19 protein-coding genes and 1 riboswitch are annotated in these 20,460 nt (G+C 73.7%); of the genes, 9 read left to right on the top strand and 10 right to left on the bottom strand.

All coding sequences use genetic code 11. The features are described from left to right. Nucleotides 1–16: 16 nt before the first annotated feature. On the top strand, nt 17–376 hold the full coding sequence (locus tag ACT26F_RS05385; protein WP_471669468.1) for a hypothetical protein: 360 nt from the start codon (nt 17–19) through the stop codon (nt 374–376). Between the two features lie 31 nt (nt 377–407). After that, the gene (locus ACT26F_RS05380; RefSeq protein ID WP_471669467.1) at nt 408–1,115 is read left to right on the top strand and encodes a VOC family protein; all 708 of its coding nucleotides are present in this window, start codon (nt 408–410) and stop codon (nt 1,113–1,115) included. Between the two features lie 86 nt (nt 1,116–1,201). On the opposite strand, the gene ACT26F_RS05375 is transcribed toward ACT26F_RS05380, so the two are convergent. Together ACT26F_RS05375 and ACT26F_RS05370 are read right to left on the bottom strand one after the other, a co-directional pair. Then, a complete protein-coding gene (locus ACT26F_RS05375) occupies nt 1,202–2,590 on the bottom strand; it encodes an NAD-dependent succinate-semialdehyde dehydrogenase (protein ID WP_471669466.1) in 1,389 nt (462 codons plus the stop codon). Continuing rightward, a complete protein-coding gene (locus tag ACT26F_RS05370) occupies nt 2,587–3,828 on the bottom strand; it encodes a Glu/Leu/Phe/Val family dehydrogenase (RefSeq protein WP_471669465.1) in 1,242 nt (413 codons plus the stop codon). Before ACT26F_RS05370 ends, ACT26F_RS05375 begins: the two co-directional genes overlap by 4 nt. Nucleotides 3,829–3,910: 82 nt before the next feature. Here ACT26F_RS05370 and ACT26F_RS05365 point away from each other — a divergent pair, with 82 nt between their 5' ends. From ACT26F_RS05365 to ACT26F_RS05345, 5 genes are all read left to right on the top strand, one after another. Next, nucleotides 3,911–4,789, top strand: a complete 879-nt coding sequence (locus ACT26F_RS05365) for a LysR family transcriptional regulator (RefSeq protein ID WP_471669464.1) — start codon at nt 3,911–3,913, stop codon at nt 4,787–4,789. A 66-nt stretch (nt 4,790–4,855) separates the two neighbouring features. Then, nucleotides 4,856–6,283 carry a gamma-aminobutyraldehyde dehydrogenase gene (locus ACT26F_RS05360; RefSeq protein ID WP_471669463.1) on the top strand — a complete coding sequence of 476 codons (1,428 nt, stop codon included), beginning with the start codon at nt 4,856–4,858 and terminating at the stop codon, nt 6,281–6,283. Between the two features lie 20 nt (nt 6,284–6,303). Beyond that, nucleotides 6,304–7,386 carry a carboxylate-amine ligase gene (locus ACT26F_RS05355; RefSeq protein WP_471669462.1) on the top strand — a complete coding sequence of 361 codons (1,083 nt, stop codon included), beginning with the start codon at nt 6,304–6,306 and terminating at the stop codon, nt 7,384–7,386. A gap of 41 nt (nt 7,387–7,427) precedes the next feature. Next, nucleotides 7,428–8,927, top strand: coding sequence for a cobyric acid synthase (locus tag ACT26F_RS05350; RefSeq protein WP_471669461.1), 1,500 nt, complete (start codon nt 7,428–7,430; stop codon nt 8,925–8,927). Continuing rightward, nucleotides 8,924–9,658 (top strand): cobalt-precorrin-6A reductase, encoded by a 735-nt coding sequence (locus ACT26F_RS05345; protein ID WP_471669460.1) that lies wholly within the window; start codon nt 8,924–8,926, stop codon nt 9,656–9,658. Before ACT26F_RS05350 ends, ACT26F_RS05345 begins: the two co-directional genes overlap by 4 nt. Here the strand turns inward: ACT26F_RS05345 and ACT26F_RS05340 are convergent. From ACT26F_RS05340 to ACT26F_RS05305, 8 genes are all read right to left on the bottom strand, one after another. Then, the gene (locus ACT26F_RS05340; protein WP_471669459.1) at nt 9,612–10,559 is read right to left on the bottom strand and encodes a cobalamin biosynthesis protein; all 948 of its coding nucleotides are present in this window, start codon (nt 10,557–10,559) and stop codon (nt 9,612–9,614) included. The genes ACT26F_RS05345 and ACT26F_RS05340 overlap by 47 nt on opposite strands. Further along, a complete protein-coding gene (locus tag ACT26F_RS05335) occupies nt 10,559–11,371 on the bottom strand; it encodes a CbtA family protein (protein ID WP_471669458.1) in 813 nt (270 codons plus the stop codon). The genes ACT26F_RS05340 and ACT26F_RS05335 overlap by 1 nt, the downstream gene beginning before the upstream one ends. Nucleotides 11,372–11,460: 89 nt before the next feature. Continuing rightward, complete coding sequence (locus tag ACT26F_RS05330; protein ID WP_471669457.1) at nt 11,461–11,676, bottom strand: CbtB domain-containing protein; 216 nt, start codon at nt 11,674–11,676, stop codon at nt 11,461–11,463. 137 nt (nt 11,677–11,813) lie between these two features. After that, nucleotides 11,814–12,263, bottom strand: a complete 450-nt coding sequence (locus ACT26F_RS05325) for a histidine phosphatase family protein (RefSeq protein WP_471669456.1) — start codon at nt 12,261–12,263, stop codon at nt 11,814–11,816. Further along, the gene (gene cobA, locus ACT26F_RS05320) at nt 12,260–13,027 is read right to left on the bottom strand and encodes a uroporphyrinogen-III C-methyltransferase (protein WP_471671655.1); all 768 of its coding nucleotides are present in this window, start codon (nt 13,025–13,027) and stop codon (nt 12,260–12,262) included. The genes ACT26F_RS05325 and cobA overlap by 4 nt, the downstream gene beginning before the upstream one ends. Nucleotides 13,028–13,230: 203 nt before the next feature. Beyond that, nucleotides 13,231–15,648 carry a cobyrinate a,c-diamide synthase gene (locus tag ACT26F_RS05315; protein ID WP_471669455.1) on the bottom strand — a complete coding sequence of 806 codons (2,418 nt, stop codon included), beginning with the start codon at nt 15,646–15,648 and terminating at the stop codon, nt 13,231–13,233. Continuing rightward, the gene (cobO, locus tag ACT26F_RS05310; RefSeq protein ID WP_471669454.1) at nt 15,642–16,256 is read right to left on the bottom strand and encodes a cob(I)yrinic acid a,c-diamide adenosyltransferase; all 615 of its coding nucleotides are present in this window, start codon (nt 16,254–16,256) and stop codon (nt 15,642–15,644) included. The genes ACT26F_RS05315 and cobO overlap by 7 nt, the downstream gene beginning before the upstream one ends. Further along, nucleotides 16,256–18,187 carry a VWA domain-containing protein gene (locus ACT26F_RS05305; RefSeq protein ID WP_471669453.1) on the bottom strand — a complete coding sequence of 644 codons (1,932 nt, stop codon included), beginning with the start codon at nt 18,185–18,187 and terminating at the stop codon, nt 16,256–16,258. The genes cobO and ACT26F_RS05305 overlap by 1 nt, the downstream gene beginning before the upstream one ends. 91 nt (nt 18,188–18,278) lie before the next feature. Beyond that, nucleotides 18,279–18,410, bottom strand: a riboswitch (cobalamin riboswitch). A gap of 36 nt (nt 18,411–18,446) precedes the next feature. Between ACT26F_RS05305 and cbiE the strand changes: the two genes are divergently transcribed. Beyond that, complete coding sequence (cbiE, locus tag ACT26F_RS05300; RefSeq protein ID WP_471669451.1) at nt 18,447–19,634, top strand: precorrin-6y C5,15-methyltransferase (decarboxylating) subunit CbiE; 1,188 nt, start codon at nt 18,447–18,449, stop codon at nt 19,632–19,634. Continuing rightward, the gene (gene cobM / locus ACT26F_RS05295; protein WP_471669450.1) at nt 19,631–20,389 is read left to right on the top strand and encodes a precorrin-4 C(11)-methyltransferase; all 759 of its coding nucleotides are present in this window, start codon (nt 19,631–19,633) and stop codon (nt 20,387–20,389) included. Before cbiE ends, cobM begins: the two co-directional genes overlap by 4 nt. Nucleotides 20,390–20,460: the final 71 nt, after the last annotated feature.

Here is a 20,460-nt window from a genome sequence, read left to right as displayed (position 1 = left end):
GTGCGACACTGGTCGTATGCGCCCGGTCTGGCTGACGTGGGCGAGCGTGCTCGTCGGGATGGCGGTCGGAGCGGTGTCCGGCGGCCTCGTGGTCGGCCGCGTCGCGCAGGCACCCGGGTGGCTGCTGGCCGGAGGCGGGGCGGTCGCGCTGTGGCACGTCGCCGTGCGGGCGATCGAGGGCGTCACCCCCGAGGAGCCCGGCGAGGCCTGGACGATCGTGCGAGGCAGCATCGACCTCGCGGTCGCGTGGGGCGCGCTGGCGTACACGCTCGTGTGCCTGCCCGCGATCTCATGGCTCGCGTTCCTCCTCGGGCTGCTGCTCGTCGGCGGTGCCGTGGCGGCGGCGGGCATCCTGCGGCTCAAAGCCGCTCGGTGAATCCGGCCGGGTCGTCGTAGCGTGGGAGTCCATGAGCTCCCGTCTGCACTCCGTCGTCTTCGCCGCCCACGACCCCGGCGCTCTCGCCACGTTCTGGGCTGCCGTGCTGCGGTCCAAACCCCCGGTGGAGGGCTCCCCCGGCGCGTGGACCCTGCGCCGCGCGGGCGGTCCGGGCTTCGGCATCGGGTTCGAGATCAGCGACGCCCCGAAGGACGGGCCGAACCGCATCCACTTCGACCTGACGAGCACCTCGAGTCAGGACCAGCAGGCCACCGTCGACCGCGCGCTCGCGCACGGCGGCCGGCACATCGACGTCGGCCAGCTGCCGGAGGAGGAGCACGTCGTGCTGGCCGACCCCGAGGGCAACGAGCTGTGCGTGATCCCTCCGGGCAACAACTTCCTGGCCGACACCGCCGAGATCGGCGCCCTGTCGTGCGACGGCTCGCGTGCGGTCGGCCTGTTCTGGAGCGCCGCCCTCGCGTGGCCGCTCGTGTGGGACGAGGGTGACGAGACGGCGATCCAGTCGCCGGAGGGCGGCCCGAAGATCGCGTGGGGCGGCGGACCCGACTACCCGCAGCAGGGCCGGATCCACCTCGACCTCGTCGCCGACGGTGACGCGCAGGCCGAGGTCGAGCGGCTCGTGGGGCTGGGCGCTCGGATCGTGGAGGACGCTCAGGACGGCCGGACGGTCCTGGCCGACCCCGACGGCAACCGGTTCTGCCTGGCGTCGGCCGACTGACCCGCCGCCCCGTCCGAGATTTGCTCCATTTCTCACCTCAATCGCGATGGCGAAGGTGAGAAATGGAGCAAATCTCGTGAGGGGCCCTAGCGCGCGCCCCAGTCGACGCTGAAGTACTGCGGCTCGAGGTACTCCTCCAGGCCGGCGCGGGCACCTTCGCGGCCGAGGCCGCTGGACTTCACGCCGCCGAACGGGGCCGCCGGGTCGGAGACGAGCCCGCGGTTGATGCCGACCATGCCGGCCTCGATGCGCTCCCCCAGCTGCAGGGCGCGCTGCAGGTCGCCGCACTGCACGTAGGCCGCGAGGCCCTGGTCGACGGCGTTGACCTGCTCGATCAGCTCGTCGTCGTCGCGCCACGCGATGATCGGCGCCACGGGCCCGAAGATCTCCTGGCGCACGATGGCCGCGTCGGGCCGCACGTCGGACAGGATCGTCGGCGGGTAGAAGTGGCCCCCCTCCGTCGGGGCGTCGGCCCGGTGGCTGATCCGCGCACCCTCGTCGACGGCCGCGTCGACGAGGGCGGAGATGTCGGCGACCGCCTTGGCCGAGATCATCGGGCCGATCTCGGCGCCCGTGCTCGCCGGCCCGACCCGGAGCGACCTCACTCGCTCGCCGAACCGCCACGTGAAGTCGAACAGCACGTCCTCGTGGACGTAGAACCGGTTCGCGGCCGTGCACGCCTGTCCCCCGCCCCGGAACTTGGCGACCATCGCAGCCTCGACCGCGGCATCCAGGTCGGCGTCCTGCGTGACGACGAACGGGGCGTTCCCGCCCAGTTCCATGGAGCAGTTCACGACCCGCGCGGCGGCGTGCTCGAGCAGCCGCGAGCCGACGGCCGTGCTCCCTGTGAACGACAGCTTGCGGACGCGTGGGTCGTCGAGCCACGCACCCACCACGGCGGCGGCCTCGGACGTCGGGACGATGTTCACCACGCCGTCGGGGACTCCCGCCTCCGCGAGGAGGCGGCCGAGCGCGAGCGCCGTGAGCGGGGTCTCGGCAGCGGGCTTCACGACGACGGTGCAGCCGGCGGCGAGAGCCGGTGCGACCTTCCGCGTGATCATCGCGGCCGGGAAGTTCCACGGCGTCACGAGTGCCGCGATGCCGACCGGGCGGTGCGTGACGATCGTGCGGGTTCCCCCGGTGGGCGACGAACCGTAGTCGCCACCGGGCCGTACGGCCTCCTCGGCGAACCAGCGGAAGAACTCGGCCGCGTACGCGACCTCGCCACGGGCGTCCGCCAGCGACTTGCCGTTCTCCGCCGCGATGAGGTCCGCGAGCGCGTCGGCGTCACGGCGCATGAGCTCGAAGGTCCGGTGCAGCACCTCCGACCGTGCACGAGGTGACAGGCGACTCCACGTGCCGAGCGCCGAAGCGGCCGCGTCGACCGCCGCCGTCGCCTCGGCCGGGGTGGCATCGGGGACTTCGTCCACGACGGTGCCGTCGGCGGGATTCTCGACGACGAGGGTGCGGATCACGGATAGAGACCTCTCTGTTGGTGGGCTTCGGCGACGCGCCGGACGGCCAGACACGTGGCCGCGGTGCGCAGGGTGACGTGCAGGGCGCGGGCGTGGGTGAGGACGTCGGTCCAGGCGCCGACCATGCGGGTGGCGAGCCGGGCCTCGACCTCCTCCTCGCTCCACCAGTACGCCTGGTTGGCCTGCACCCATTCGAAGTAGGAGACGATCACGCCGCCGGCGTTCGCGAGGATGTCCGGCACGACGATCACGCCGCGCTGGTCCAGGATCCGGTCGGCGTCGGCCGTCGTCGGGCCGTTGGCGCCCTCGACGACGAGCCGCGCGCGGATCCGCTCGGCGTTGCCCGCGTGGATGACGCCCTCGACGGCGGCCGGGACGAGCAGGTCCACCTCGAGCTCGAGCAGCTCGGCATTGTCGATCGCGGTCGCTCCGGGCAGGCCGACGACCGAGCCGGTCTCGTCGACGTGACGCTCGAGCGCGGCGATGTCCAGACCGTCGGCGGCGTGGATCCCGCCGTACTGGTCGCTGACCGCCACGACGCGCATGCCGGCCTCGACCAGGAAGCGGGCCGTGCCGCGGCCGACCTTGCCGAAGCCCTGCACGGCGGCGGTGCCGCCCGGGATCTCGATGTCGTACTCGGCCATCGCGGCGAGGGCCACGTGGACGACGCCGCGCGACGTGGCCGAGGCGCGTCCGCGGGAGCCCCCGAGGCTGAGCGGCTTGCCCGTCACGACGCCGAGCACCGTGTGGCCCGCGCCGACGGAGTACGTGTCCATCATCCAGGCCATCGTCTGCTCGTCCGTGCCGATGTCGGGTGCCGGGATGTCCTGGTTCGGGCCGATCAGCGGGCGGATCTCGGAGGTGTACCGGCGCGTGACGCGCTCCAGCTCCGCGACGGAGTAGTGGCGCGGGTCGATCACGACGCCGCCCTTCGCGCCGCCGTACGGCACGTCGAGCAGCGCGCACTTCCAGGTCATCCACATCGCGAGCGCGCGCACCTCGTCGAGGTCGACGTGGGGGCTGAACCGCAGTCCACCCTTGGCGGGACCGCGGGAGTAGTTGTGCTGCACGCGGTGGCCGGTGACGACCTCGATCGAGCCGTCGTCGCGCCGCAGCGGGATCGCGACCGTCACCTCGCGTCGCGGGGACGCGAGCAGGTCGAACGTGCCCTGGTCGTAACCGAGAATCTTGACCGCGTCGGCCAGCTGTGACCGTGCGTCCACCAACGGAGAACTCATGGGTTCCATGCTCTCCAGCCACCACCATGCCGTCCAATACTTGTTCGGCTCCATTGACATGCCTCGCAGTTATGCTCGTGGGATGGAACTGCGCACCCTGACGTACTTCGTGACCGTTGCCGACACCGGCACCGTCAGCGGCGCCGCCGAGCAGTTGCACGTCACCCAACCCGGCGTCTCGCGTCAGCTGCGTCGGCTCGAGCGCGAGCTGGGCGTGGACCTGTTCGACCGGTCGGGCCGACGGCTCGTGCTCTCTCCCGCCGGCCGCATCCTCCTGCCGCAGGCGAAGGGCCTGCTGGCGCGCGCCGACGGGCTGGTCGGCTCGGCGCAGCTGCTGGCCGAGGGCCGACTCCCCCGCTTCACCGTCGCGGGCTCGTCCACGACGCTGACCGACCTCGTCTCGCCGTTCCTGACCACGCTGCGGCCCGACGACCCGGTGCCGTCCGTCATGGACGCCAGCTCGATCGACACGCTCTCGCTCCTGCGTCGCGGAGCGGACCTCGCGATCACCTCCGTCCCGCTGCCCGACGACGTCGCGAGCGTCGCGCTCAGCCCTCTGCCGCTGGTCGCCTACGTGCGGGACGACCACCCCTGGGCCGGACGCGAGGCCGTCACCCTGCCGGAACTCGCCGGCGAGGAGGTCATCGGACTGCCGACGATCTTCCCGTCGCGCAGCGCCCTCGACGCGGCCCTCTCTGCGGACGGCCTGCCACCCCTGGCGATGCTCGAGGCGACGAACGGCACGATCGCGCAGGCACTCGCCGCGGCCGGACGGGGCGTCGCGGTGGTCTCCGACGACCCCCGGTTCGGGCTGACCGCGCTGCCGCTCACGCGGGCCGACGGCACGCCCATCGTGCTGCGGCTGCGCTGTGTGTGGCTGCCCGCGCACCCCGCCGCCGACCTGCTGGCGGACCTCGCCGAGCGACTGGTGACGTGGGTGCGGGACGACTACCTGCGCTGAGCTCCGAACGTAGGATGGCCGACGACCGGGGCGACACCTGCGTCACCCTCCGGCTGAGGAGCCCGCATGAGCGACACGATCCAGAACTTCGTCGACGGCCGCCTCGTCGACTCGACGACCGACACGTTCATCGACCTGGTCGACCCCACGACCGGTGAGGTCGATGGGCGTTCGCCGGTCTCCACCGCCGAGGAGGTCGATGCCGCATACGCCGCCGCCTCGACCGCCTTCGACGGGTGGCGACGGCTGACCCCCGGCGTCCGGCAGAAGCACCTGCTCGACCTCGCCGACGCGATCGAGGCGCACCGCGACGAGCTCAGCGAGCTGCAGGCTCGCGACACCGGCCAGCCCATCCGGTACATCGCCAGCGAAGAGGTCGACCAAGGCGTCGACCAACTGCGGTTCTTCGCCGGCGCCGCGCGCCTGCTGGAGGGCAAGTCGCAGGGCGAGTACCTCGCCGGGCACACCTCCAGCATCCGCCGCGAGCCGATCGGCGTCGTCGGTCAGGTGACGCCGTGGAACTATCCGTTCGCGATGGCGATCTGGAAGATCGCGCCCGCCCTCGCCGCGGGCAACACGATCGTCCTCAAGCCGAGCGACACGACTCCCCGCTCGACCGTCCGGCTCGCCGAGATCGCCGGCGAGGTGCTGCCGGCCGGCGTGCTCAACGTCGTCAACGGCGACGCCTCGACCGGTCGCCTGCTGGTCGAGCACCCGACCCCCGGACTCGTCGCGATCACCGGGTCGGTCCGCGCCGGCATCGAGGTCGCGCTGTCCGCCGCGAGGAACCTCAAGCGCGTCCACCTCGAGCTCGGCGGCAAGGCGCCCGTCGTGGTGCACGCCGACGCCGACCTGCCCGCCGCCGCCGAGGCGGTCGCGGCCGCCGCGTACTTCAACTCCGGTCAGGACTGCACCGCGGCGACCCGCGTCATCGTCCACGAGAGCGTCCACGACGAGCTCGTCCGCCTGCTGGTCCAGAACGCCGAGGCGACCCGCCCGGGCGCACCGACCGACGACACCGCCGACTACGGACCGCTCAACAACGCCCACCACTTCGCCAAGGTGGAGTCGTTCTTCGAGACCCTGCCCGACCACGCGACCGTCGCGACCGGCGGCACCCGCCATGGCGACACCGGCTACTTCTTCTCCCCCACCGTCGTGACCGGCGTTCGCCAGGACGACCGGATCGTCCAGGAGGAGGTCTTCGGACCCGTCCTGACGGTGCAGCCGTTCGCCGCCGAGACCGACGCGATCGCGATGGCCAACGGTGTGCCCTACGGCCTCGCCGCGAGCGTGTGGACCCGCGACCACGCCACCGCCGAGCGGCTCACGCGCGAGCTCGACTTCGGCTGCGTCTGGATCAACGCCCACATCCCGTTCGTGTCCGAGATGCCGCACGGTGGCTTCGGCGCCTCCGGCTACGGCAAGGACCTCTCGGGCTACGGCTTCGACGACTACACCCGCATCAAGCACGTCATGAGCGCCCACGGCTGAGCCGGGGTACGTTCGAGGGCGTGCACCCCGTCGGCATCGAGGAGGAACTGTTCGTCGTCGATCGCGACGGGCGGCTCGTCCCGCAGGCCGAGGCGGTCCTGAGGGCTCATCACGGCCTCGCGCCCGGCCATGAGCTCGAGCACGAGCTGTTCCTCCAGCAGGTCGAGCTGCAGACCTCCGCGCACGCCGATCCCGCGGCGCTGCGCGACGATCTCGTCGGCCAGCGGGCCGCGGCGGTCGCGGCCGCCCGATCGGTCGGCTGGAACCTCGCGGCCGTGCCGGTCGACGTCCTCGGCGGCACCGAGCCCGCGACGACGCCCCACTCACGCTACGAGCGCATGCTCGCGCGGTTCGGCGAGACCGGGCGCAGCGGTCTGATCTGCGGCATGCACGTCCACGTCCAGGTCCCCGACGAGCGTGCCGTGGCCGTCGTCGACGGGCTGCGGCCGTGGACCCCGCTGCTCACGGCGCTGTCGGCGAACGCCCCGTTCTTCGAGGGCCGCGACACGCACCACGCGACGTGGCGCGGGAACGTGTGGGACACGTGGCCCTCGGCCGGTCCCGTCGAGCCGTTCGGCGATGCCGAGACGTACCGCGCCGTGGTCGCGGCCGTGGTCGCCTCGGGTGCCGCGCTCGACGAGCACATGATGTACCTCGACTCCCGGGTCGCCGAGACGCTGCCCACCGTCGAGGTCCGGGTCGCCGACGTCTGCACGGAGGTCGAGGACGCCCTCCTGGTTGCCGAGATCGCCCGCGCCCTCGTCTCGACCCTCGTCGACACGGGCGGCACGACGCAGGACTGGCGCGTGGACCTCCTGCGCGCCGCGCGGTGGCGGGCCCGCCACGACGGCGTCCGCGGCCAGTTGATCGATCCCCTCACGCAGCGCCTCGTGCCCGCGCGGGTCGCGATGGACTCGCTGCTGGGCGTGATCGCGCCCGCCCTCGCCGAGACGGGAACGACCGATCAGGTCACCGACGGCGTGCGGCGGGTCCTCGACCACGGCAACGGCGCGGACCGGCAGCGTGCGATCGCCGGCGACCCGCCCGACCTGGCGGCCGTCATGGCCGACCTCGTCCGGCGGACCGACCCGCACCACGCGTGACCGGTCGCCGGCCCCGGGGCGAGGCTGGCTAGCCTGAGGCGGTGCGTGGAACGCTGCTCGTCGCGGGGACGACGTCCGATGCCGGCAAGAGCGTGCTCACCACGGGACTGTGCCGCTCGCTGGTCCGTCGCGGCGTCTCGGTCGCACCGTTCAAGGCGCAGAACATGTCGAACAACTCGATGGTCGTCGCCGGTCCCGACGGTGCGGGCGCCGAGATCGGCCGGGCCCAGTGGGTCCAGGCGGTCGCGGCGCGCGTGACGCCCGAGGTGGCGATGAATCCCGTGCTGCTGAAGCCCGGCAGCGACCGGCGCAGTCACGTCGTCGTGAACGGCCGGCCCGCCGGAACCCTCGGGGCCCGCGACTTCGCCGGCCGCCGGCCCGCGCTCGAGCACGCCGCGTTCGCGGCCTTCGACGACCTGAGCTCGCGCTACGACGTCGTGATCGCCGAGGGCGCCGGCAGCCCCACTGAGATCAACCTGCGCGCCGGCGACTTCGTGAACCTGGGACTGGCCCGCCATGCGGACATGCCCGTGATCGTGGTCGGCGACATCGACCGCGGCGGCGTCTACGCCTCGTTCCACGGCACGGTCGCGCTGCTGGAGCCGGCCGACCAGCGGCTCGTCTCGGCCTTCGTGGTCAACAGGTTCCGGGGCGACGAGACGCTGCTCGCGCCGGCGAACGACGCCATCGCGAGGGTCACGGGACGACCCGTGCTCGGCGTCCTGCCGTTCAGCCCGGACGTCTGGCTCGACTCCGAGGACGGCCTCGACGTCGGGGCCCGCACCGCGGCCCACGCGAACCCGATCCGGGTCGCCGTCGTCCGGCTCCCCCGGATCAGCAACTTCACGGACGTCGACGCACTCGGCCTCGAGCCCGACGTCGACGTGCGCTTCGTGAGCGATCCGCGCAATCTCGCCGACGCCGACCTCGTCGTCGTCCCGGGCACCCGCTCGACGATCTCCGACCTCGCGTGGATGCGCGCACGTGGCCTCGACACCGCGGTGGTCGAGCACGCGCGCCGCGGGCGTCCCGTGCTCGGGATCTGTGGCGGCTTCCAGCTGCTCGGCGCCGAGATCCGCGATCCCGAGGGCGTCGAGGGCGATCCGGGGGTCACGGTCGAGGGACTCGGCCTGCTCGACGCGGCCACGACCTTCGGCGCCGACAAGGTGCTGCGCCTGCCCACCGGAGCGGCGCTCGGCGCACCCGCCCACGGATACGAGATCCACCACGGCCGGGTGACTCGCGGCGACGGTGTCGAGGACTTCCTCGGCGGCGCCCGCGCGGGGACCGTGTTCGGCACGATGTGGCACGGCAGCCTCGAGTCCGATGCGTTCCGCTCGGCGTTCCTGGCCGAGGTGGCGTCCTCGACGGGCCGGCGACGCGCACCGACGAGCGTGTCCTTCGCGATCGCCCGGGAGGCGCGGATCGACGCCCTCGCCGATCTCGTCGACGCCCACCTCGACGTGGCCGCGATCGACGCGCTGATCGCCGGCGGCGCCACCTCCGACCTGCCCGTCGTGCCACCGGGAGGGATCGCGTGACGGTCCTCGTGCTGGGTGGCACCTCGGAGGCGCGGGCCCTCGCCCGGCTGCTCGAGGGCGGCCCGCGGTTCGTGTCGTCCCTCGCGGGCCGGGTCGCCGATCCGCGACTGCCCGTCGGACCGGTGCGCATCGGCGGCTTCGGCGGCGTCGACGGGCTCCGCGAGTTCCTGCGCACCGAGTCGGTCACGGCGGTCGTCGATGCGACGCATCCGTTCGCCGCGGGCATGTCCTGCCATGCCGTGGCCGCATGCACGGCCGAGCAAGTGCCGCTGCTGCGGTTGGAGCGGCCGGGCTGGGCCGATGCTCCCGGCGCCGATCGGTGGTGCTGGGTCGACGACCACGACGCCGCCGCGACGGCGGCCGCCGACCTCGGGGTGCGACCGTTCCTGACTGTCGGACGGCAGTCGCTGCCGGCGTTCGTCGGACCGCTCGCCACCCATGCAGCCCTCGTCCGCGTGGTCGACGCACCGGACCATCCGCTGCCCGACGCGTGGTCGCTGCTGCGCAGTCGCGGCCCCTACCGGCTCGACGGCGAGCTGGAGCTCATGCGCGGTCACCGCGTCGACGTCGTCGTCACGAAGGACTCCGGCGGCACCTACACGTGGCCGAAGCTCGAGGCCGCGACAGCGCTCGGACTGCCCGTCGTCGTCGTCCGCCGGACCCCGCTGCCGCCCGCCGAGACCGTCAGCGACCCGGCCGCCGCCGCAGCCTGGGCGCGAGCGCGAGGCTGACCGCGACTCCCAGCGCCGCGAGGTCGACCCGGTCGGCCAGCCGCACGGCGCGCGCGATGTCCTCGCGTCGGGCCGTGCGCCCGTCGCCGAGCTCGGGCCGGTGCTCGACCCGGTCGCCGTAGACGTTGCGGCCACCGAGCCGGATCCCGAGCGCCCCGGCGAAGGCCGACTCGACCTGTCCGGCGTTGGGGCTCGGGTGACGTCGGGCGTCGCGGCGCCACGTGCGCCACGTCGTCGCGCGATCGCCTCCGACCGTGGGTGAGACGACCGCCGTGAGCAGGGCCGACGCCCGGGCCGGCAGCACGTTGAGGACGTCGTCGAGGCGCGCCGAGGCCTTCCCGAACCGCTCGTACCGCGCGCTGCGGTGACCCACCATCGCGTCGAGCGTGTTCGCGATGCGGTAGCCGACGAGTCCCGGGATGCCGAGGACGCCGCCCCACAGCAGGGGTGCGACGACGGCGTCGCTCGTGTTCTCGGCGACCGACTCGACGACGGCCCGCGTGATCCCGGCGGCGTCGAGTGCACTCGTGTCGCGACCGACGAGGTGGGTCAGCCGTCGTCGCGCGGCGGGCAGGTCGTCAGCCGCGAGCAGGTCACCGACGGCGTGCGCCTCCACGCCGAGGGTCCGGCCGCCGAGGACCGCCCACGTCGCCACCGCCGTGACGGCCGTCCGCGCGACGGGGTGCGACGCGAGCCGCCGGTCCACGAGGGTCGCTCCGACGGCCCCGCCGCCGACCAGGAGGGCCGTGTACACGGCACCTCGACCGATCCGATCGGCGTACATGGCGGACTCGAGCCTCGCCGCCGACCGGCCGAGCGCGGCGACGGGGTGGCCCCGCCGGGGGTCGCCGACCACGCGGTCGATCGCGTAGCCGGCGACCAGTCCGGCGGCTCGGGCCATCACAGGCTCGCGGCCAGGTCCTTCCGGACCGCCACGGCGTCGGCGCGTGCCGTCGCCCGCCCGACGAGCCACGCCAGGACGATGCCGATGGACGCCCACATCGTCGTGATCGTCATGAGCGAACCGCGTCGGAAGTACCAGAGCACATCGGCCGGGAAGTCACCGATCTCGTCGACCGTGGCGAACACCTGGCCCGCGACGACGACCAGCACGAGGTAGACGCAGACGCCGGCGAGGATCGCCCCGAACGTGCCGTACCTCGCGAGCAGTGCCTTCGTGACCGCGACCGCGATGACGGCAGCGAGCACCGACACCAGCAGGAAGGCGAAGTAGACCGTCGTGCGGTGCCCGATCGTGTCGCCGCTGCCGACGGCCGGCGGCGTGGCCGGGTACTTCAGGAACGGCACGAGCGACACCGCGACGTAGCCGAGCAGGGTGACGACACCGGCCGTCTGGCTGGGTCGCAGCCGCCCGAGTCGGCCGACGCCGGCGGCCGAGATGAGGCCGACGAGTCCGCCGAGGGCGACGCCGGTCGCGACCGTGGCGGTCAGCAGGCCCCAGCTGCGCTGGTTGGCGCGCGAGACCTCGACCTCCCCCGCGTCGCCGTGCTGCGCCAGGGCGTGGGCGGGCTGCTGGGCGATGCCCTTGCCGTGGGCGACCACGGGAGCCGCGGCGTGCGACTCCTCCAACTCGATCGCGGTCTGGACGTGCGGTTCGCCGACCGCGTAGGCGACGGCGAACGTGAGGATGCCGGCGACGAGGCCGGCGATCATGCCGAAGACGAGGAACTGGCGTGCGTTGAGAGTGCTCATGAGGGGTCCGTTCGGGTACGAGGGATCACCGGACCCCCACCGGCGAGGCGCCGGGTGGGTCCGGTGGACAGCGGGGTGCGACGAGGGCGTCAGTGGCAGGGGAAGCCGAGCAGATGACGTCCGTCGTGGACCCACTCGTGGACCGCGTTGCCCGCGGGAATCGAGACCGCACCCTGGTCGGACGTGACCAGGAACAGCACCACGAGGGCGAACAGGCCGAAGAAGACCGCCCACGGGGCGATGGTTCCGAGCGCAATGGTGGGGACCGCGCCGTGATCGGCTGCGGGCGAAATGACGTGACTCATGTGTTGCCTCCTGGGATGACTGCGTCCCTGATCGATGGGCGATCTCGGCTCCGGGTCTGGCTTCGCTCCGCTGGGCGGGGCGTCACAGTAGCGCGACTGCGCCGGATTCACACCGGCTTCCTCGGTCGAGTTCGCCGTCAGACTAACAGAGCGCCGGGGGGGTCCCAGCGCAGCACCGCACCGTTGTCAGGGACGTCGATCGCACGGCCCGCGAGCACGTGCGCGGCGGCCACGATCACGTCTCCATGGGTGACCAGGACCGTCGGCTCGGTGATCGACCGCAGCGTGCGGACGATCCGTTCACGGACCGCGGCGACCGACTCGTCGAGCCCCTGCTCGACCAGCAGGTCGTCGGTCTCGCAGGGCACGCCAAGCGCGACGGAGACGGGAGCCGCCGTCTGCTGGGCTCGGACGGCGGGCGACACCAGCAGCCTCGTCGCACCGCAGCCACGCAGCGCCCGCCCCACCTCCTGCGCCTGTCGGAGGCCGAGGTCGGTCAACGGCGGTGCCGCCTCACGGCCCTGCACCAGACCGGCGGCGTTCCACGTCGACTGGCCGTGCCGCACCCACCACGTCGGGACGCTCACGCGTGCGCCTCGGCCACGACGTCGCCGATCACGGTCACCGCGGGCGCGCCGATCTCGGCGGCCTTGGCGAGGTCGGCGATCGTCGCGAGGTCGCCGACGACCGTGCGCTGGCTCGGCAGCGCACCGTCGGCGATGACCGCCGCGGGGGTCTGCGGGTCACGGCCTGCCTCGACGAGTGCCGCGCAGATCGAGGCGAGGTTCCGCACCCCCATCAGCACGACGATGGTCGTGCCGGAGCGGGCCAGGGCGGCGTGGTCGATCGTCGACTCCGGATGTCCCGGCGGCACGTGACCCGAGACGACGGAGAACCCCTGGGTGAGCCCGCGGTGCGTGACCGGGATGCCCGCGAGCGCCGGCACCGAGATCGACGAGCTGACGCCGGGGATGACCCGCACGGGGACACCGGCCTCGGCACACGCCCGGACCTCCTCGCCGCCACGGCCGAAGACGAACCCGTCCCCGCCCTTGAGACGCACGACCCGCCGGCCCGCGGCCGCATGGGTCACGAGCAGTGCGTTGATCCGCTCCTGCGAGGTCTGGCGGCCGCCGGGGACCTTGGCGACGTCGATCACCTCGACGCCGGGCCGAAGTTCGGTCAGTACGCCGAGTGGTGCGAGCCGGTCCGTAACGACGACGTCGGCGGTGCGCAGCGCCTCGAGGCCTGCGACCGTCAGCAGGCCAGGATCGCCCGGGCCGCCACCGACGAGGACGACCTCGCCGCGGGAGCCGACCGGCGCGCCCTCGGCAACCGGCGGGCGGTTCAGCACGACGTCAGCCGCCGTGAGGTCGTCGAGGGTGGCGGGTCGTGCGTGCCACGCGAGGTGCCCCCGATCGGCGAGGTCCTCGACCGACCCGCAGGCGGTCGGGGCGACGACACTCACCCGGGCACCGTCGGCGATCAGGTCATGGGCCGTCGCGGCTGCGGTCGCGTCGCCCCACGTGAGCAGCACGTGGCGTCCCCGCGCGTTCACCGCGTGCTCCCGGTGAGTGCGGCGAGCGCGTCGAGCAGGGGCGCGGTCGTCTCGGGGCGTCGGGCGGCGATGCGGATCCAGCCGTCGTCGAGCCCGGGGAACGTGTCGGCGCGGCGCACGGCGAAGCCCAGGTCGCGCAGGGCGGCGTGGGTGCCGTCGGGAACGCGGACGAGCACGAACGGCGCGTGGCCGGGCACGGCTCGCAGGCCGAGATTGTCGAGCCCCGCCACGAGCTCGGCCGTCGCCCCGGTCAGCGCGTCGGTTCGTCGCGTCTGCTCTGCGGCGCCGTGCCGGACGATCGCCGTGACGGCCGACAGGGCTGCGGCCGAGACGCTCCACGGCGACTGCCGGCCGCGCAGGTCGGCGATCACCTCCGGCGCCGCGAGCACGTAGCCCGCGCGGACTCCGGGGATCGCCCAGAGCTTCGTGAGGCTGCGGACCACGAGGACGCCCGGGTCGGCGCCGGACGCGAGCGACTCGGACTCGTCCGGCACGGCGTCCATGAAGGCCTCGTCGACGACGACGAGCCGCCCGGGTCGCACGAGGGAGCGCAGCGCCTCGGCGCGGTGCAGGACGCCCGTCGGGTTGGTGGGATTGCCGACCACGACGAGATCCGCATCGTCCGGAACGAGGTCCGGGTCGAGCCGGAAGTCGTCCTCGGCCGACAGGAGCACGCGCGTCGCGGTGTGCCCGGCGGCCGAGAGCGCCACGTCGGGCTCGGTGAACTGCGGATGCACGACGACGGGGTGCCGCCACGGTCGGGCTCGGGCGATGAGCGTGAACGCCTCCGCGGCACCTGCGGTCAGCAGGACCTCGTCGTCCGGACGGCCGTGCAGCCCGGCGACGAGGGCCGTGGCCGTGGTCGGGTCGGGGTACCGGGTGACGTCCGCGACGCCGTCGGCCAGGGCTCGGACGAGCCAGTCCGGTGGTCCGTCCTCGTGGACGTTGACCGCGAAGTCGGCGAGACCGGCAGCGGCTTCCACGTCGCCGTGGTGCCGCAGCGGGTGCGGGAGCGGCAGCGTGGCGGTGCTCGCAGCCGTGCTCGGCACCACGGCTGGGCGGCCGCTCGAGGCGAACTCCGCGGCGGCCCGGGCGAACCGGCGCGCGTGGTCGGGATGCCCCGCCCAGTGCACGTGCAGGTAGGAGGCCACGAGCGAGTTCGACGCGAACCCGTCGTGGGCGTCCTCCCCCCACGACCAGGCGGCGGGTCCGGCGACGGGCTCGACTCGGGTCCGATGGAACTCGTGGCCGCTCACGGGAGCGCCCTCGTCCGCCAGCAGCTGACCGTGGGTCGCGGTGCCAGATCGGTAGCCGAGGGTCAGCCGGGGGGTCATCCGCGCGTCGGCGTCGATCGCGCCCGTCATGGGACGGCCGTCGAGGCTGCGGCACAGGTAGAGCAGCCCGGCGCACTCCGCGACGGTCGGCATCCCGTCGCGCACGGCGGCCCGGACGTCCGCCCGCAGCGCGTGGTTGGCCGACAGGTCGGCGGCGTGCACCTCGGGGAACCCGCCACCGAGGTACAGCGCACTCGCACCCGCGGGCAGGGACGGGTCGACGAGTGGGTCGAACTCGGCGATCTCGCAGCCCGCGGCCCGCAACAGCTCGACGTGCTCGGCGTAGCGGAATGTGAAGGCCCGACCACCCGCGACGGCGACGACGGGCGCACCCTCGACGGGAGCGCCCACCTCGGCAGCGGGATCCCAGGCCGGGACGTCGAGCGGAGGCGCGGTGCGGGCGATCCTCATCACGGCCTCGAGGTCGACGCCGCGCTCGACGAGCTCGGCGAGGGTCTCGAGCGTCGAGGCCGCCTCGTCGCGCTCGGCCGCGGGGACCAGGCCGAGGTGGCGCGAGGGCACGTGCAGGCGGCTGTCGCGGCCCAGCTCCCCCACGACCGTCAGGCCGCTCGTCGCGAGGGCGGCGCGGATCTCGGCCGACTGCCGGGGCGAGGCGACCCGGTTGAGGATCACCCCGGCGATCCGGACCCGCGGGTCGAAACGCGCGACGCCCTCGACCATCGCGGCGATCGTGCGGGAGGCGTGCGAGACGTCGACGACCATGACGACCGGACTGTCCGTCAGCCGGGCGACGTGCGCCGTCGACGAGAAGCCCTCGGTGCCGAGCTGCCCGTCGTGCAGGCCCATGACGCCCTCGATCACGGCGACCTCGCCGGCCGCCGCACCGTGCGCGAGCAGCGGGGCGATCCGGTCCTCGCCCACGAGGAACGGGTCGAGGTTGCGTCCGGGGCGACCGGTGGCGAGGGCGTGGTACCCCGGATCGATGTAGTCCGGACCGACCTTGTGGCCCGTGACGGCTATCCCGCGGCGGGTGAGGGCGGCCATGATCCCGGTCGAGACGGTGGTCTTGCCGTGCCCCGAGGCCGGTGCCGCGAGCACGACCCGGGCCGCGCTCACCATTCGATGCCCCGCTGGCCCTTCTGGCCGCGCTCGAAGGGATGACGCACCTGGACCATCTCGGTCACGAGGTCGGCGACCTCGAGCAGCCGCTGGTCGGCCCGACGTCCGGTGATCACGACGTACTGCCGCCCGGGCCGGCTCGCGAGGGTCTCGACGACGTCGTCGACGTCAACCCAGCCCCATGCCATCGGGTAGGTGAACTCGTCGAGGACGTACAGGTCGTGACGTTCCTCGGCCAGCCGACGCTTGACCTCCGCCCAGCCCTCGGCGGCATCGCGTGCGTGGTCCTCGGTGTCGCCGGCCTTGCGCGACCACGACCAGCCCGAGCCCATCTTGTTCCACTCGACCGGGCCACCCTCGCCGGTCTGCGCGTGCAGCTCGCCGAGCCGCTCGAGGACGGTCTGCTCGCCGATGCGCCACTTCGCGGACTTCACGAACTGGAAGACGCCCACGTCCCAGCCCTGGTTCCACGCGCGGATCGCGAGGCCGAACGCGGCCGTGGACTTCCCCTTGCCGTTGCCCGTGTGCACCATGAGCAGCGGCTGGTTGCGGCGTTGCCGCGTCGTGAGGCCGTCGTCGGGGACGACCAGCGGCTGTCCCTGGGGCATCAGGCCGCCCGCCGGTTCGTGGCGATCGAGGCCAACGCGTCCGCGCTGATCTCGGCGAGCGGCACGTGCTCGGCGCCGAGGATCCCGGCCAGCACTCCGGCGAGGCCGAGGGCGAAGCGCCCCGTCTCGCAGTCGACGACCACGGTGTCCACGCGCGCGTCGGCCAGGTGGGCCGCGGCCCGTTGCGATCGTGGGACCGCGTCGGTGCCGCTGGTGGCCCGCCCGTCGGTCACCAGGACGAGCAACGGCCGGCGACGCGGGTCGCGCAGCCGCTCGACCCGGACGACCTCGGCGCACGTCGCGAGAGCCTCGGCGAGCGGAGTGCGACCGCCGGCCGGCAGCTCCCGCAGTCGCCGCGCCGCGATCTCGACGGAACCTGTGGGCGGGAGCGCGAGCTCGGCACCGCTGCCGCGGAAGGTGACGAGCCCGACCTTGTCGCGCCGCTGGTACGCGTCCAGCAGCAGCGACATGATCGCGGTCTTGACCGCCTCCATCCGCCGGCGCGCGGCCATCGACCCGGAGGCGTCGACGCAGAACAGGACGAGGTTGCTCTCGTGACCCTCGCGGACGGCGCGCCGCAGGTCGTCGGCCCGCAGGTCCAGCGGTCCCGTGAGACGTCCTCGACGGGTCTGGTGCGGCGCCGCGGCGCGGATCGTCTCGACGAGGTGGATCGGGCCGTCGGTCGTGCCGCGGGGAGCCGCGCCGATGCGGCGTCCGCGGTCCGTGACGGCGCGCGACCGGCGGCCCGCGGACCCGACACCCACTCCGTCGACGCGCAGGACCTTCGTCCGGTACGTCTGGCCCACGGGCGCGGCCACCGTGGACGGTGCGGCCGGAGCCTCGGTCGGCGTGTCACCCGGCTCCCGCGTGGGCGCCTCGTCGGGGCCGTCCTCGGGTCCGGACGGCGGCGGGGCTCCCCCGTCGGGACCGTCGTCGCCGCCGGGATCCTCGTCAGGTCCGTCCGGCTCGTCGTCGGGCGGCAGGAGGTCGTCCAGCTGCTCCTCGTCGACACCGGGCGCGTCGAAGGGGTTGCGCCGCCGCCGGTGCGGCAGGGCGAGCCTCGCGGCGACGCGCAGGTCGTCGTTCGTGACGTCGGTGCGGCCCTGCCACGCGGCATGCGCCACGGCGGTACGCGCCATCACGATGTCGGCGCGGAGGCCGTCGACGCCGAAGGCGGAGCAGACCTCGGCGATCCGCAGGAGGGTCTCGTCCTCGAGTCCGACCTTCGGCAGCAGGTCCCGCGCCTCCACGATCCGATCGCGCAGGTCGGACTCCGCCTCCGCGAAGTCGGCGACGAACGCGTCGGGGTGAGCGTCGAACGCGATGCGGCGACGGACGACGTCGGCGCGGGCCCGCGGATCACTCGGTGCGGTGACGTCGACGGCGAGCCCGAACCGGTCGAGCAGCTGCGGCCGCAGCTCGCCCTCCTCGGGGTTCATCGTGCCGATCAGGACGAAACGCGCGGCGTGCTCGACCGACACCCCGTCGCGCTCGACACTCGCCCGGCCGGTCGCCGCCGCGTCGAGCAGCACGTCGACGAGGTGGTCGTGCAGCAGGTTGACCTCGTCGACGTAGAGGATCCCGCGGTGGGCGCGCGCCAGCAGGCCCGGCTCGTACTGGGCCACGCCGTCGCCGAGCGCGCGCTGCAGGTCGAGCGAGCCGAGCACGCGGTCCTCGGTCGCGCCGACGGGCAGCTCGACGAGCCGCACGGGGCGTTCGACCACGGCAGCCGGCCCGTACGGGGCGTCGGGTGACAACGGGCTGGCGTCCTCGGGGTCGACCGAGAACCGGTCGCCCTCGCGGACGCGGATCGGCGGCAGCACCGCGGCCAACGCCCGCACGGCGGTGGACTTCGCGGTGCCCTTCTCGCCTCGGACGAGGACGCCGCCGATCTCCGGGGAGACGGCGACGAGGAGGAGGGCCAGGGTCATGTCGTCTGCGGAGACGACAGCACTGAACGGATACTGCTGTGGCATTCGGGGCTCCCGCGCTCTGTGCCAACTGGAGACGCGCGCGATCGCGGGCGTCCTCAGGCACCGAGGCCGGTCTTCGGACTTACCGGCGAAAGCCGGATCACCGCAGCGGGCCCTGTACTGGATTCTCACCAGTTTCCCGATTCTCCCCCGGAGGGGCACCTCGGGCCTGACCCGAGCAGTCTACGCACGGATCGGGGCGGCTACGGTGGCGGCCATGTCACGGATCCGGGTCATCGGTGTCGGCGCCGACGGGTGGGACTGCCTCGCCCCCGCGCTGCGCGAGGAGGTGCTCGCGGCCGACGTCCTGCTCGGTGGCGAACGCCATCTGGCCATGGTCCCGGCGGTCGCGGGACAGCGTCGTGAGCCCTGGCCGGCGCCCCTGCGCGAAGGCCTTCCGGGCCTGCTCGACGGCCTCGAGGGCACCGTCGTCGCGCTCGCCTCGGGCGATCCGCTCGTCGCCGGGATCGCGACCACGATCGAGGATGTCGTGGGGTCCGGCGCCGTGAGCGTCGAGCCCGCCGTCTCGTCGGTGGCCCTGGCCGGCGCCCGCATGACGTGGCCCGCCGAGACGGTCGCGGTGGTCCGTGATCCGCGAACACTCCCCCGCCATCTGGCTCCCCGCCGCCGGATCCTCGTGCTCTCGACCGACGAGACGACCCCGCGCCGCGTCGCCGACCTGCTCGCGAGCCTCGGCTACGGGTCGAGCCGGCTCACCGTCCTGGCGAACCTCGGTGCCGCGGCGGAAACGCGGATCACCGCGACCGCCGACGCGTGGCACGAGACGCCGCCTCGCCTGCACGTGCTCGCGATCGAGTGCGACGGTCCTGCTCGGCCGACCGCCCCCGGTCTGCCCGACGACCTCTTCGACCACGACGGCCAGCTGACCAAGCGCGACGTGCGGGCCTCGGCGCTGGCCCGGCTCTCGCCGTTCCCCGGCGCCGTCCTGTGGGACGTCGGCGCCGGCGCCGGCTCGGTGGGCATCGAGTGGATGCTCGCGTCGGGCACCGGCACGACGTGGGCGATCGAGCGCGATCCCGACCGGGCCGACCGCATCGAGGCCAATGCGCTGCGCCTCGGCGTCCCGGGGATCCGGGTCCTGCGCGGCGCTGCTCCCGATGCGCTCGATTCGCCCGACCTCCCCGTTCCCGACGCGGTCTTCCTCGGCGGCGGGATCAGCGCCGCAGCGATCGCGGCGCCCTGGTCCGCGCTGCGGCCCGGGGGCGTCCTCGTGGCGCACGCCGTCGCCCGCGAGACCGTGCGCCTCGTCGAGGACGCCCAGGCCGACCTCGGCGGCGAGCTGACCCGACTCTCGGTCGAGCAGGTCGACCGGCTCGGCTCGTTCTCGGGCTGGAAGCCGGCACGCTCGATCACCCAGTGGACCGTCAGGAAGGACCCCTCGTGACCGTGCACTTCGTGGGCGCGGGACCCGGCGCCGCCGACCTGCTGACCCTGCGCGCCGCCCACCTGCTGGGTTCCGCGGACGTCGTCCTGTACCCGGGGACCTACATCGACGCGGTGGTCCTCTCCCACTGCCGCGCGGACGCCCGCCTCGTCGACACGCAGGACCTCGACCTCGACGCGATCACGGCCGAGCTGGTCGACGCCCACGTCGCGGGCCTCACGGCCGTGCGGCTGACCTCCGGCGATCCGTCGGTCTACTCGGCCCTGCACGAACAGGCACGCCGGCTCGACGCACACGGCGTGCCGTGGGACGTGTGCCCGGGCGTTCCCGCCTACGCGGCGGCCGCCGCCCTGCTCGGGGCTGAGCTGACCGTCCCCGAGGTCGCCCAGTCGGTCGTGCTCACCCGCACCCACGCCCGTTCGACGGCGATGCCCGCCGGCGAGCAGCTCTCCGCGTTCGCCGCCACGGGTGCCACGCTCGCCCTGCACCTGGCCATCACCCGCATCCGCGAGCTCTCCGCCGAGCTGGCCGAGCACTACGGGCCGGCGTGCCCGGTCGCCGTCGTGTTCCACGCGAGCCAACCCGACCAGGTCGTCCTGCGCGGCACCCTCGCCGACATCGCCGACGCGGTCGAGGCCGCGGACCTGCGGCACGGCGCCGTCATCCTCGTCGGACCGGCCCTCGCCTCGGACGTCCGCGGCGCCGACTCCTACCTCTACGACCCCGCCCGCGACCGCTCCCTCAAGCGCGGCTGACGCGGGGGCGGTGACTTACGCACCGCAAACGAGGCGCAGCGGTACGCAACTCACCGCCCGACCCACCAACA

The organism is Aeromicrobium sp. SP1, from assembly GCF_055663785.1.
Note: the sequence above shows the minus strand (reverse complement) of the source record. Positions and strands in the feature narration are given on the sequence as shown.

Bases quoted from the DNA above. Each gene is read 5' to 3' on its own strand.
- ACT26F_RS05385 (WP_471669468.1), top strand. From the start codon at position 17: ATGCGCCCGGTCTGGCTGACGTGGGCGAGCGTGCTCGTCGGGATGGCG.
- ACT26F_RS05335 (WP_471669458.1), bottom strand. From the start codon at position 11,371: ATGAGCACTCTCAACGCACGCCAGTTCCTCGTCTTCGGCATGATCGCC.
- cbiE (WP_471669451.1), top strand. From the start codon at position 18,447: ATGTCACGGATCCGGGTCATCGGTGTCGGCGCCGACGGGTGGGACTGC.
- cobO (WP_471669454.1), bottom strand. From the start codon at position 16,256: ATGCCCCAGGGACAGCCGCTGGTCGTCCCCGACGACGGCCTCACGACG.
- ACT26F_RS05380 (WP_471669467.1), top strand. From the start codon at position 408: ATGAGCTCCCGTCTGCACTCCGTCGTCTTCGCCGCCCACGACCCCGGC.
- ACT26F_RS05365 (WP_471669464.1), top strand. From the start codon at position 3,911: ATGGAACTGCGCACCCTGACGTACTTCGTGACCGTTGCCGACACCGGC.
- ACT26F_RS05330 (WP_471669457.1), bottom strand. From the start codon at position 11,676: ATGAGTCACGTCATTTCGCCCGCAGCCGATCACGGCGCGGTCCCCACC.
- ACT26F_RS05315 (WP_471669455.1), bottom strand. From the start codon at position 15,648: ATGGTGAGCGCGGCCCGGGTCGTGCTCGCGGCACCGGCCTCGGGGCAC.
- ACT26F_RS05305 (WP_471669453.1), bottom strand. From the start codon at position 18,187: ATGACCCTGGCCCTCCTCCTCGTCGCCGTCTCCCCGGAGATCGGCGGC.
- ACT26F_RS05340 (WP_471669459.1), bottom strand. From the start codon at position 10,559: ATGGCCCGAGCCGCCGGACTGGTCGCCGGCTACGCGATCGACCGCGTG.
- ACT26F_RS05370 (WP_471669465.1), bottom strand. From the start codon at position 3,828: ATGAGTTCTCCGTTGGTGGACGCACGGTCACAGCTGGCCGACGCGGTC.
- ACT26F_RS05360 (WP_471669463.1), top strand. From the start codon at position 4,856: ATGAGCGACACGATCCAGAACTTCGTCGACGGCCGCCTCGTCGACTCG.